Raw genomic sequence first — 12,145 nt, forward strand, 5'->3', positions numbered from 1 at the left:
GAGACCCGACCCGAACAGACCCGACGGGGCCGGACGACGGGCTCAGCCCTCGATCGCGACGCCGGCGATGGGGGTGCCCGGCGGCAGGTCCAGCACCTGCTGGTGGATCTGGCCAGCGATGTTCGTCGCCACGACGAAGTCCTGCACCTCGAGGTTGTCCACGGTCAGTGCGCCGCCGAGGACCGGCGGGTGGGTGAAGCTCAGCACCTGCTCGGGTCCGGGGACGATGCCCTGCTCCGCTGCCGCGAGCGCGAGCTCACCCATGAGGTAGCGGTCCTGGCCGTCCTGGGTCTGGAGCGAGACCTCGACCGAATCGCGGTCGGGCCAGGCGACCGTGAGGGCGCCCTCCACCGTGTCGAGGAAGGCGAACCCCTGAGGCACCTGCAGGATGATGTCGCCGAACAGCGTGGCCAGCACCGGCACCGCGCCGGTGAGGTCGAGCCAGTCCCACGACTCGAGCGCGCCGGCGTACTCGTCGGCGCTGAACTCCTTGGTCAGGTCCACGCCGAGATTGAACCACGCAGCAGGGCCGGTGGACCCGCGATGCGGCAACGACACGGTCCAGCCGACATCTGTGGGCTCCTGTGGCGACGGGCGAAGGGCAACAGTGCAGGTGGGGTCAGCGTGCCGACTCCATGGCTGCGGCGACGGCGGCACCTCCGGCAGTGCCCTCGGCGCGCAGACCGGTCACGACGCCCTCGCGGTCGGCATCGGAACGGTTCTGGCTCAGCTTGGCCTTCCCCTGGGCACGCTCCACCCTCACCTCGATGCCGACGATGGCCCGGAGCTGGCCGTCGACGTACTTCGGCGGTGCGTCCGCACTGCTCCACGGTGCCGGCCGGTGTGCCTCGTGCCGGTGCACCAGGGCGTCGACGGCAGTGCGCAGCCAGGCTGGGTCGTCGTGCACGTGGGCACGACCGGCGAGCTCGACCGCCGAGTAGTTCCAGGTCGGCACCACCCGACCGTGCTCGGCCTTGCTCGCGTACCAGGACGGCGAGACGTAGGCGTCGGCCCCGGTGACGACCACGAGCGCCGGGGCCCCGTCCCGGATCTGCTGCCAGTGCGGGTTGGCCCGCGCCATGTGGGCGACGACCGTGTCACCTTCCCAGAGGATGGGCAGGAGGGTCGCGACGGGGAAGCCGTCGGCGCCCACCGTGACGAGCTGGCCGGTGGCCACCTCATGGACGAGGCCTCGCAGCTGGGCCTCGTCGGACATGGCGTTGAAGTGCGGCACGTACATGGACCCCATACTCCTCGATCTGCTCAGCGCGCTCGTCTGGCCAGGCGCGACCGGAGGGCTGAGGCGGCGCAGAGGATGACGACCAGACCACCGAGGACGGTGCCCGGGGTGAGGTGCTCCCCGAGCAGCAGACCGGCCCAGGCGATGGACAGCACCGGCTGCACGAGCTGCACCTGGCTCACCCGGGACATGGGCCCGATCGCCAGCCCGCGGTACCAGGCGAAGAAGCCGAGGAACATGCTGACGACACCGAGGTAGCCGAAGGCCGCCCACTGCTCCAGCGAGGCCTGCGGTGGGTTCGCGAGGACCGATCGGGCCGTGAGCAGGACCATTAACGGGGCGAAGAGGACCAGCGCCCACGAGACGGTCTGCCAGGCACCGATCTCCCGCGCGAGCAGTCCTCCCTCGGCATACCCGACCGCCGCGGCCACCACGGCACCGAAGAGCAGCAGGTCCGCCCGGTGCAGCTCGCCGAAGCCACCCCACTGCGCCGAGGCGAAGCCCACCGCCGCCACGGCGCCGATCCCTGCCGCCACCCAGAACCGCGTCGGCGGCCGCTCGCGACCACGCAGGACGGACATCGCCGCCGTCGCCGCAGGGAGTAGCGCGATCACGACGGCACCGTGGCTCGCCGGGGCCGTGGTGAGGGCGTACGACGTCAGGAGCGGGAACCCCACCACGACGCCGGCACCGACGACGGCGAGTCGCGCCCACTGCCGACGTCGCGGAGGTCGTTGGCGGGTCAGGACCAGGGAGAAGCCGGCAAGCACCGCGGCGATGACCGCTCGGCCGGACCCGATGAACAGCGGCGACAGACCGTCGACCGCCACGCGGGTGAAGGGGACCGTGAACGAGAACGCCACGACTCCCAGCAGTCCCCAGCCGACGCCACCGCTCGGGTGGCTGGTGGTCATCCCCGAACCATCGTGTCCAGCGACCGCGATCGGCGGTACCACCGGGCGCAGAGGCAGAGTAGCGCTACTGTCCTGTGTCATGAATGACGATAGCAGTTCGCGGATCGCCACGGCGCTGCGGGCCTGGATCGCGGACGCTCCCCCGGGCGCGCGACTGCCGTCCTCCCGCTCGCTGGTGTCCGAGCACCGAGCCAGCCCGGTGACGGTGCAGCGGGCCCTGCACGAGCTCACCCGAGCCGGTCTGGTCGAGATCAGGCCGGGCGTGGGCACCTTCGTCCGCTCGGTGCGGACGACCCGGCCTGCGGACTACGGCTGGCAGAGCGCCGCTCTCGGCGCGCCCGAGGCACCGGGTCGGGGTGTCTCGACCGCCCTCCGCACGGCCCCGAACGACGCCATCGCGCTGCACTCGGGGTACCCGGACCGTGAGCTGCTCCCCCAGCGCCTCGTCCGCGCTGCGCTCGGACGCGCCACCCGCGCGGACGCGGCGCTCACCCGCCCGCCCGTGGCCGGACTGCCCGAGCTGCAGGCGTGGTTCGCCCACGAGCTCGGGGCGCTGTGCCCCGCGGGCGTCAGCACCCCAGGCGCGAGCGACGTGATCGTCCTGCCGGGCAGCCAGAGCGGCCTGAGCACCCTGTTCCGCGTGCTGGCCACGCGCGGGGGACCTGTGCTCATGGAGTCCCCGACGTACTGGGGAGCCATCAGCGCCGCCGCGCAGGCCGGCGTCCGCGCCATACCCGTGCCGTCAGGCCCCGACGGACCCGACCCCGAGGAGCTCGACCGCGCCTTCGCCGACAGCGGCGCCCGCGTGTTCTACGCCCAACCCACCTACGCGAACCCCACCGGGACCCAGTGGTCGCCCGAGCGCGCCGCCGCGGTGCTGGACGTGGTCCGCTCGCGCGGTGCGTTCCTGGTGGAGGACGACTGGGCGCACGACTTCGGCATCACGACGCAGCCACGCCCCGTCGCCGCCCTCGACGACTCCGGGCACGTGGTCTACCTGCGCTCGTTGACCAAGAGCGTCTCCCCCGCCCTGCGGGTCGCGGCAGTCGTGGCACGGGGTCCGGCACGCGAACGCATCCTCGCCGACCGCAGCGCCGAGTCCATGTACGTCAGCGGGCTGCTCCAGACGGCCACCCTCGACGTCGTCACCCAGCCGTCGTGGCAGTCGCACCTCAAGGGGGTCCGTGAGCAGCTCCGCGCCCGACGCGACCTGATGCTCGACAGCCTGCTGGAGCACGCCCCGTCGGCGCACGTCGAGCACGTGCCACCCGGGGGGCTGAACCTCTGGGCCCGGCTCCCCGACGGGACCGACCTCGCCCGCCTCGTCCAGGACTGCGAACGTCGCGGCCTGGTCGTCGCACCCGGCGACGAGTGGTTCCCGGCGGAGCCGACCGGCCCGTTCCTGCGGCTCAACTACTCGGGTCCCGATCCCTCACGGTTCGCTGCCGGAGCCCGGATCCTGGGCGAGGCGCTCAGCGCCTGAGCGCATCCAGCGCGAGCTCGCACCGACGCAGCACGGGGCATGGCGCAAAGGTCGAGCGCGTCGTCACCTCCGCACGACAACGGGGCCCGACCTGCCGAAGCAGATCGGACCCCGATCGGTCGGGCTGACAGGATTTGAACCTGCGACCCCTTGACCCCCAGTCAAGTGCGCTACCAAGCTGCGCTACAGCCCGTTGTTGAGTTGTCGCCCATGCGAAATCCAGCCGAAGCAGGACCGCGGGAGCGAACGAAACACTAGCGCACGGCACACCGCTGCTTGAAATCGGTATGCCGTGCGGCCGGCGCCGCGCGACACCTGCGCCGCACGACGCGACGGCTACTTGCGCTTGCGCTTCTCGCGGACGCGGACCGAGACCTCGATCGGCGTGCCCTCGAAGCCGAACTCCTCGCGCAGACGACGCTCGAGGAAGCGGCGGTAGCCGGCCTCGAGGAAGCCGGAGGCGAAGATGACGAACCGCGGCGGGCGCGTCGAGGCCTGGGTGGCGAACAGGATGCGCGGCTGCTTGCCGCCACGGACCGGGTGCGGGTTGGAGGCGACGATCTCGCCGAAGAACGCGTTCAGGCGACCCGTCGGCACGCGGAAGTCCCACGAGTCCAACGCCTTCTCGAGCGCGGGCACGAGCTTCTCGACCGAGCGACCGGTCTTGGCGGAGATGTTGACGCGCGGCGCCCACGGGATCTGCACGAGCTCGCGCTCGATCTCGCGCTCGAGGTAGTAGCGGCGCTCCTCGTCGAGGGTGTCCCACTTGTTGTAGGCGACGACGAGCGAACGGCCGGCGTCGATGACCTGCTGCACGACACGGATGTCCTGCTCGGCGATCTGCTGCTCGGCGTCGATGAGGACGACGGCGACCTCGGCCTTCTCGAGCGCGGTCTGGGTGCGCAGCGAGGCGTAGAAGTCGGCGCCGCGCGTCTGGTGCACGCGACGGCGGATGCCCGCGGTGTCGACGAAGCGCCAGGTCTTGCCGCCGAGCTCGATGAACTCGTCCACCGGGTCACGGGTGGTGCCGGCGACGTTGTCGACGACGACGCGGTCCTCACCGGCGAGCTTGTTGAGCAGCGAGGACTTGCCGACGTTGGGGCGTCCGATGAGCGCCACGCGGCGCGGGCCCCCGCGCTGGTACGCGTCGGAGTTGGCGGCGACCGACGGCAGCACGGCGAGGACGGCGTCGAGGACGTCGCCGCTGCCACGACCGTGCAGCGCCGAGACGGGCCACGGCTGACCGAGGCCGAGGTTCCACAGGGCGGCGGCGTCGGCCTCGGTGCGCTGGTCGTCGACCTTGTTGGCGACGAGCACGACGGGCTTGCCGGAGCGGCGCAGCAGCTTGACGACGGCCTCGTCGTCGTCGGTGGCGCCGACGGTGGCGTCCACGACGAACATGACGACGTCGGCAAGGTCGACAGCCACCTCGGCCTGCTCGGCCACGCGCAGGTGGATGCCGGTGGCGTCGATCTCCCAGCCGCCGGTGTCGACGAGGGTGAACCGGCGACCGGCCCAGTCGGCGTCGTAGGCGACGCGGTCACGGGTCACGCCGGGCACGTCCTCGACGACGGCCTCACGGCGGCCGAGGATGCGGTTGACCAGGGTCGACTTGCCGACGTTCGGGCGGCCGACGACGGCCACGACGGGCAGCGGCCCGCTGCCGACGACGAAGCCGTCCTCGTCGACCTCACCGTCGATGAGGGAACGGTCCTCCTCGGTGAGGTCGAAGTCCTCCAACCCCACGCGCAGGGCGCGCTCGACAGTCGAGTCGTCGGTCAGGTGCTCACTCACGGGAAATCCTTGCGTTGGTCTGTGTTCGGGCCACGGCGCGCGGTATGGCGCGGGGCCGCCCCACATTGTCGCGCACTTTTCGGTGCGGCCGGGACACCAGCCCCGTCAGGCGTCGACCTTGGCCGGCGCCTCGCGTCGCACGACGTCGATGACGGCGGCGATGCTCTGCTCGAAGTCGAGGTCGGAGGTGTCGACGAGGTGCACGCCGTCCGCGGCCTCGGTGAACTCCGAGACGGTCGAGTCGTCGGCGTCCCGGCGGACGATCTGGTCGCGCGTCGCCTCGACCGCGTGGTCGGCCGCGTGCCCGTGCAGCTCGGTGGACCGGCGACGCAGCCGCGCCTCCACGCTGGCCGTCAGCAGCACCCGGACGTCGGCGTCGGGGGCGACCACGGTGGTGATGTCGCGGCCCTCGGCCACGACTCCCCCGGTCTGCGTGGCGACCTGGTCGATGAGGTCGCGCTGGAACTGCTGGAGGACGGGCCGGACACCGGTGTTGGTCGCCACCTTGGACACGACCTCGCTGACCCGGGTGGTGCGGATGTCGTCCTCGATCTCGCGGCCGCTGACCTGGACGCTCGCGCGGCTGGGGTCGGTGCCCATCACCAGTGGGATCTCGCGCGCGGCCTGCTCGACCGCAGCGGCGTCCGCGAGGTCGACGCCCTCCTCCAGGCACCACCAGGTGACGGCGCGGTACATCGCCCCCGTGTCGAGGTAGCCGATGCCCAGCTCCCGGGCGACGGCGCGGGAGACGCTGGACTTGCCGGACCCGGAGGGCCCGTCGATCGCGACGACGAGGTGCTGGCTGCTCATGGGCGACAAGCCTATGGGCAGCGCCGACACCGCCGCGACGCCTGTCCGTGGTGGTGGCGCAGGCCCGGCTGGCCCGGGCTGCACGGCAAGGCCGTCAGCCGTGCAGGCGCCAGCCCCGGGCGACGAGCTCGTCACCGAGCCGCTCGGCGACCGCCGGCAGCACCGACACCTCCGCCAGCCCGAAGGGCTGCCCGAGGCCGTGCTCGAGGTGCAGGTCCTCGAGGTTGACGCCGGCGTCACCCACGTCGTGCAGCAGCCGCGCCAGCTCGCCCGGTTCGTCCGGGACGAGCACCGTGACGACCGCGTATGCCGTCGGCGCGGCACCGTGCTTGCCAGGGATCCGTGCGTGGCCGGCGTTGCCCTGGGCCACGATCCGGGCCAGCACCTCGCGCGCGCCGACCCCGTCACCCTCGGCCAGGGAGTCCAGGGCGGAGATGACCTCGCCGAGCTCGGTGTGGACGTGCGCCAGGACGTCGCGGACCGCTGTGGCGTTGCCGGCCAGGATCTGGGTCCACAGCTGCGGGTCGCTCGCGGCGACCCGGGTGACGTCGCGGATGCCCTGCCCGGACAGGGCCACCGCAGGGTCGGAGAGGTCCCGCAGTCGTCCGGCCACCAGGGAGGACGCGAGCTGCGGGACGTGCGAGACGGCGGCGACGGCGGCGTCGTGGTCGGTGGGACTCATCGTGCTGACGGTGCCCCCCGCCGCGGCGGCCATCGCACGCACGGACTCCACGGCCGACGGTGACGACTCGGGGCCTGGCACGACGACCCAGGCCCGGCCGTCGAAGAGGTCGCCACGCGCGGCCACCGCGCCGGAGCGCTCGCGCCCGGCCATGGGGTGGGACCCCACGTACCGCGCGAGGTCGCCCCCGAGGGCGCGGACGTGGTCGAGCACGGCGACCTTGACGGACGCGACGTCGGTGACGACTGCCGTCGGCCACTGCGTGAGCTCGTGCGCCACGACCTGCCCGGCGACATCGGGGGGCGCAGCCACGACCACGAGGTCCGGCGCCGGATCGCCCTGCGCCGCAAGCGAACCCGCGCCGAGATCGCGCGCCAGCGCGGCGGCGGTCGGCGAGGGGTCGCTGAGCACGACGGCATACCCGGCACGGCTCAGGGCGATGCCCAGGCTCGTGCCGATGAGGCCGGTGCCGACGATCCTGACGCGTGGGGTCACGACGCGAAGGCTACCGACGCGCCGTGAGCCACGTGGTCAGAGTCCAGCAGCGGTGTACAGCTTGCCGACCTCGTCCTTGGTGAGCTTGCGCATCTTGCCGGGCTTGGTGTCGCCCAGGTGGATCGGGCCCACCTGCACGCGCACGAGGCTGAGCACCGGGTGGCCGACGGCGTCGAGCAGGCGACGCACGATGTGCTTGCGCCCCTCGTGCAGGACCACCTCGACGAGGGCCTTGCCGGGCTGGGAGTCGACCACGCGGAACGAGTCGACCGAGGCCAGTCCGTCCTCGAGCTGCACGCCCTCGCGCAGCTGCTTGCCCATGTCGCGCGGCACCGGGCCACGGATCTGGGCGAGGTAGGTCTTGAGGACGCCGTACTGCGGGTGCTGGAGGCGGTGCGCGAGCTCGCCGTCGTTGGTGAGCAGCAGCAGGCCCTCGGTGTCGGCGTCGAGGCGACCGACGTGGAACAACCGGTCCGTGCGGTCCTTCACGTAGTCGCCGATGTTGATCCGGCCGAGCTCGTCGTTCATCGTGGTGACGACGTTGAGCGGCTTGTTGAACGCGAAGTACACGCGGCTCTCGTCGAGCTGGACCTTCACGCCGTCGACGTGGACCGTCTGATCGGGACGGATGCGGACGCCGAGCTCGCGCACGATGTGGCCGTCCACCTCGACCCGGCCGTCGGAGATGAGGTTCTCGCACACCCGCCGCGAACCGACGCCGGCGGCGGCCAGCAGCTTCTGCAGCCGGATGCCGTCGGGGTCGTGCATGTCGACGTCGGGCTCGTTCCGTTCTCGCGGGACGCGGGTCGGCTGGCTCTTCTTCGTCGTGCCCGAGCTGCCGCGCTGCGGACGCTCCGGGCGCTCGGGTCGACCACCTGCCGCGCCACCGCGCGGACCGGGGCGACCACCCTGGCCGCCACCGGACGAACCGCGACCGGACCCGCCGTAGCCGCGCCCTCCGGACGCGCCCGATCCGCCCTGTCCGGCACCGCCCCTGCCGCCGGCGGGGCGACCGCCGCCTCGTCCTGCTCCGGCTGAGCCGTCTCTGCTGCGTGGGGGTGTCATCCGCGTCCCTGTTCTGCTATCTCGTCGAGCACATCTATTTCGGGCAGGTACGGCGCGAGCGCCGGGAGGTCGTCCAGGCTGCCCAGGCCCAGACGTTGGAGGAAGTAGGTGGTGGTGCCGTAGAGGACGGCCCCGCTCTCGGTCTCGGCGCCCAGCTCCTCGATCAGCCCACGGTTGAGCAGCGTGCGGACCACGCCGTCGACGTTGACGCCACGCACGGCCGACACCCGCGAGCGCGAGATCGGCTGGCGGTAGGCGATCACGGCGAGCGTCTCGAGGGACGCCTGGGTGAGCTTGGCCTGCTGGCCGTCGAGGAGGAACTTCTCGACGACGGGCGCGTAGTCGGAGCGGCTGTAGACCCGCCAGCCGCCGGCGACCGAACGCAGGGTGAAACCGCGCTGCTGGTCGGCGTACTCCTGCTCCAGCTCCTCGAGGTGGGCACGCACGTCGTCGACGGGCATCTCGAGCGCCGACGCCAAGGCCATCTCGGTGATGGGTTCGTCGACGACCATGAGGACGGCCTCGATGGCGCTGCGTGCCCCGCCGGGGAAGTCGTTCACGTCGAAGGCGAACTGCTCCTCCTCGACGACCGCCTCGGCGGCGTCCACCACGTCCACCGCGTCCACCGAGTCGACCGCGACCGGAGCCTCCTGCTCGGTGTCACTCATCGGCACTGCGCTCCTCGTTCGTCATGGGGTTCGGCACCGCGTCGGGCACCGCGTTCGCGACAGGGGTCGGCGCCTCGCCGGTGCCGTCGTCCCCATCGTCCTCGGTCTGGTCCGCGTCGTCGAACTCGTCGAACTCGTCACTGACCCTGATGTCGCCGTCGTCGGTCCCCGTCCAGCGCACCGTGAGCTCTCCCAGGGCCTCGGCCTGCTCGAAGGCGATGGCCGCCTCGCGAAACAGCTCGAGCAGGGCGAGGAACCTCGCCACGATGACCAGCGTGGAGTCGGCGTCCGCCACCAGCGACCGGAAGGAGCAGACCCGCTCCGCGCGCAGGCGCACCCCGATGATCCCGGCCTGCTCGCGGACGCTGACCTGCGGCGCGTGCAGGTGCTCCAGGCCCACGGTGGGGGCGATCTTCGGCGTCATGGCACGGGCGGCGATCATGGCGAGCTGCTCGGGGGTGATGCCCATGACGAGCTCCGGCAGCAGCTTGGCGAACTGCGGCTCGATCCCGGCCTGGCGCGGCGTCATCCGTCCCGCGGTGGCCATTCGCTCGGCGAAGGTGAACGCGATGTCCTTGAACGCGCGGTACTGCAGCAGGCGTGCGAACAGCAGGTCCCGGGCCTCGATGAGGGCGAGGTCCTCCTCGTCCTGAGGGCCGCTCTGCGGCAGCAGGCGCGCCGACTTGAGGTCGAGCAGCGTCGCGGCGATGAGCAGGAACTCCGAGGCCTGCCCCAGGTCCCACTCGACGTCGGTCCTGCGGGCGGCCTTGATGTGCTCGATGAACTCGTCGGTGACCTTGGCCAGCGCGATCTCGGTGATGTCGAGCTTGTGCTTGCTGATCAGCCCCAGCAGCAGGTCGAACGGCCCGGAGAACACGTCGAGGTGCACCTCGAACGGCACGCCACCACGGCGGGTGATGACACCACCGGGGGTCGCCCGGTCGGGGTTCGCCGGCTCGGGGGTGCTGATCGGGAGCGTGGCATCGGCGGGGGCCTTGGTGAGCGACTCGGTGACGGGCTCATCCACGGACTCGGTGACGGCCTCCTGCGTCACCGCGTCAGGCCGCCCCACCACGGGCGATCAGCTCGCGGGCCAGCTGGCGGTAGGCCGCGGCGGCACCGTGCGTCGAGGCGTACGTCGTGATCGGCTCGGCCGCCAGCGTCGCGTCCGGGAACTTCACGGTGCGGCTGATCACCGTGTGGAAGACCTGGTCGTCGAAGTGGTCGACGACGCTGCGGACGACCTCCTTGCTGTGCAGGGTGCGCGAGTCGAACATCGTCGCGAGGATGCCGTCCACCTGCAGGCGCGGGTTGAGCCGGTCGGTGATCTTGTCGATCGTCTCCACGAGCAGGGCGACGCCGCGCATCGCGAAGAACTCGCACTCGAGCGGGATGACCACGCCGTGCGCGGCGGTGAGGGCGTTGACGGTCAGCAGCCCGAGCGAGGGCTGGCAGTCGATCATGATGACGTCGTAGTCGTCCATGACGGGGCGCAGCACCCGGGCCAAGATCTGCTCGCGGGCCACCTCACCGACGAGCTGGACCTCGGCGGCCGACAGGTCGATGTTGGCGGGGATCACGTCGAGGTTGGGGGTCGCCGTAGTCTGGATGACGTCCCGCACGTCGTGGCCGCGCTCGACGAGCAGGTTGTAGATCGTGACGTCGAGCTCGTTGGCCCGGACGCCCAGGCCCACGGACAGCGCGCCCTGCGGGTCGAAGTCGACTAGCAGCACCTTGCGGCCGACCTCGGCGAGCGCGGCACCGAGGTTGATGGTCGTCGTGGTCTTGCCGACGCCACCCTTCTGGTTGCACATCGCGATGATGCGCGCCGGGCCGTGGCTGGTGAGCGGGGCGGGCTCGGGGAAGTCCGGCATGGGGCGTCCGGTCGGACCGACCAGGCCGGCACCCACCGCCTCCGTGCCCGGGAGCCGCGCGTGGTGGCGCTCGGTGGTGTTCTCGGACGGCTCCGGGGTGCGCTGGTCGGATGGTTGCGACTGCGTGGTCACCTCAGGTTCCACAGGCGTTTCACTCCCGGTGCGTTGGCGTACGGCGGTCAGCCTCTCGCTGATCGGGACGACCCTATCAGCGGGCGCGGGGGTGGCTCTGTGCGTACACCTCGCGCAGCCGCTGCACCGTCACCAGCGTGTAGATCTGGGTCGTCGTCACCGAGGCGTGGCCGAGCAGCTCCTGGACGACGCGGACGTCCGCCCCGCCGTCGAGCAGGTGCGTGGCGAAGGAGTGCCGCAGGGTGTGGGGTGAGACGTGACCCGAGAGCCGGGCCCGCTCGGCCGCGGCCCGCAGCACCGCCCACGCCGACTGGCGGGAGAGCCGCCCGCCGCGCTGGTTGAGGAAGACCGCGGGGGTCCCCCGCCCCTTGCCGGCGAACGCCGGGCGCCCGCGGACGAGGTACGCGCCGAGTGCCTCGGCCGCGTACGAGCCCAGCGGGACGAGCCGCTCTTTGCTGCCCTTGCCGAAGAGCCGGACCACACCCTCCTGCGTGTCGATGTCGTCGAGGTCGAGGCCCACTGCCTCCGAGATCCGGGCGCCGGCGCCGTACAGCACCTCGAGCAGCGCCCGGTCACGCAGGGAGGCCGGCGTGTCCCCCACGCTCGCGGCCTCGAGCAGCCGCTCCACCTCATCGACGGCGATCGCCTTGGGCAGCCGCGTCGGCGGCTTCGGCGGACTCACCGCACCGGCGGGGTCGGTCTCCACCTCGCCCTCGAGCGCGAGGAACTTGTGGAAGCCGCGCACCGCGACCAAGGTGCGCGCCGCCGACGAGGCCGCCAGCGGCGGGTGGTCGGCGCTGCCCTCGCGCAGGGTGGCGAGGAAGTCGGTGACGTGGGCCTCGGTCACCTCCGCGGGCTCCCGGACCCCGTGGGCGTCGAGGTATGCGGTGTAGCGGTCGAGGTCACGGCGGTAGGACTTCAGCGTGTTGGTCGCCATCCCCCGCTCGACGTCGAGGTGGCCCAGCCAGCTGCGGACCGCGCGGTCCAT

At 72.0% G+C, this 12,145-nt stretch carries 12 protein-coding genes and 1 tRNA gene; 1 reads left to right on the forward strand and 12 read right to left on the reverse strand.

The genetic code is table 11. The annotated features are described in order from the left end of the window. Positions 1-42: 42 nt before the first annotated feature. From ABD286_RS01615 to ABD286_RS01625, 3 genes are all read right to left on the reverse strand, one after another. Positions 43-504, reverse strand: a complete 462-nt coding sequence (locus ABD286_RS01615) for a T6SS immunity protein Tdi1 domain-containing protein (protein WP_344189621.1) — start codon at positions 502-504, stop codon at positions 43-45. Between the two features lie 115 nt (positions 505-619). Beyond that, positions 620-1,240, reverse strand: a complete 621-nt coding sequence (locus tag ABD286_RS01620) for an FMN-binding negative transcriptional regulator (protein ID WP_344189623.1) — start codon at positions 1,238-1,240, stop codon at positions 620-622. A gap of 23 nt (positions 1,241-1,263) precedes the next feature. Continuing rightward, positions 1,264-2,154, reverse strand: a complete 891-nt coding sequence (locus ABD286_RS01625) for a DMT family transporter (RefSeq protein ID WP_344189625.1) — start codon at positions 2,152-2,154, stop codon at positions 1,264-1,266. A gap of 79 nt (positions 2,155-2,233) precedes the next feature. Between ABD286_RS01625 and ABD286_RS01630 the strand changes: the two genes are divergently transcribed. Further along, entirely contained in the window at positions 2,234-3,637 is a 1,404-nt protein-coding gene (locus ABD286_RS01630) for an aminotransferase-like domain-containing protein (protein WP_344189627.1), read from the forward strand. Positions 3,638-3,756: 119 nt separating this feature from the next. Here ABD286_RS01630 and ABD286_RS01635 read toward each other — a convergent pair. The 9 genes from ABD286_RS01635 to xerD all read right to left on the reverse strand — a co-directional run bounded on the left by ABD286_RS01635 (position 3,757) and on the right by xerD (position 12,145). Continuing rightward, positions 3,757-3,830, reverse strand: a tRNA-Pro gene (locus ABD286_RS01635). Positions 3,831-3,973: 143 nt separating this feature from the next. Next, a complete protein-coding gene (gene der / locus ABD286_RS01640; protein ID WP_344189630.1) occupies positions 3,974-5,497 on the reverse strand; it encodes a ribosome biogenesis GTPase Der in 1,524 nt (507 codons plus the stop codon). A gap of 39 nt (positions 5,498-5,536) precedes the next feature. Continuing rightward, positions 5,537-6,241 (reverse strand): (d)CMP kinase, encoded by a 705-nt coding sequence (gene cmk / locus ABD286_RS01645; protein WP_344189632.1) that lies wholly within the window; start codon positions 6,239-6,241, stop codon positions 5,537-5,539. A gap of 94 nt (positions 6,242-6,335) precedes the next feature. After that, positions 6,336-7,418 (reverse strand): prephenate dehydrogenase, encoded by a 1,083-nt coding sequence (locus ABD286_RS01650; protein ID WP_344189634.1) that lies wholly within the window; start codon positions 7,416-7,418, stop codon positions 6,336-6,338. 36 nt (positions 7,419-7,454) lie between these two features. Next, positions 7,455-8,483: a pseudouridine synthase gene (locus ABD286_RS01655; RefSeq protein WP_344189636.1), complete on the reverse strand. Its 1,029-nt coding sequence runs from the start codon at positions 8,481-8,483 to the stop codon at positions 7,455-7,457. Beyond that, positions 8,480-9,151, reverse strand: coding sequence for an SMC-Scp complex subunit ScpB (scpB, locus tag ABD286_RS01660; protein WP_344189638.1), 672 nt, complete (start codon positions 9,149-9,151; stop codon positions 8,480-8,482). The genes ABD286_RS01655 and scpB overlap by 4 nt, the downstream gene beginning before the upstream one ends. Next, positions 9,144-10,121 carry a segregation and condensation protein A gene (locus ABD286_RS01665; RefSeq protein WP_425565349.1) on the reverse strand — a complete coding sequence of 326 codons (978 nt, stop codon included), beginning with the start codon at positions 10,119-10,121 and terminating at the stop codon, positions 9,144-9,146. Before ABD286_RS01665 ends, scpB begins: the two co-directional genes overlap by 8 nt. 88 nt (positions 10,122-10,209) lie before the next feature. Further along, positions 10,210-11,025: a ParA family protein gene (locus ABD286_RS01670; RefSeq protein WP_344193212.1), complete on the reverse strand. Its 816-nt coding sequence runs from the start codon at positions 11,023-11,025 to the stop codon at positions 10,210-10,212. A 208-nt stretch (positions 11,026-11,233) separates the two neighbouring features. Beyond that, a complete protein-coding gene (xerD, locus tag ABD286_RS01675) occupies positions 11,234-12,145 on the reverse strand; it encodes a site-specific tyrosine recombinase XerD (protein ID WP_344193214.1) in 912 nt (303 codons plus the stop codon).

The organism is Pedococcus aerophilus, assembly GCF_039532215.1.
Lineage (GTDB): Bacteria > Actinomycetota > Actinomycetes > Actinomycetales > Dermatophilaceae > Pedococcus > Pedococcus aerophilus.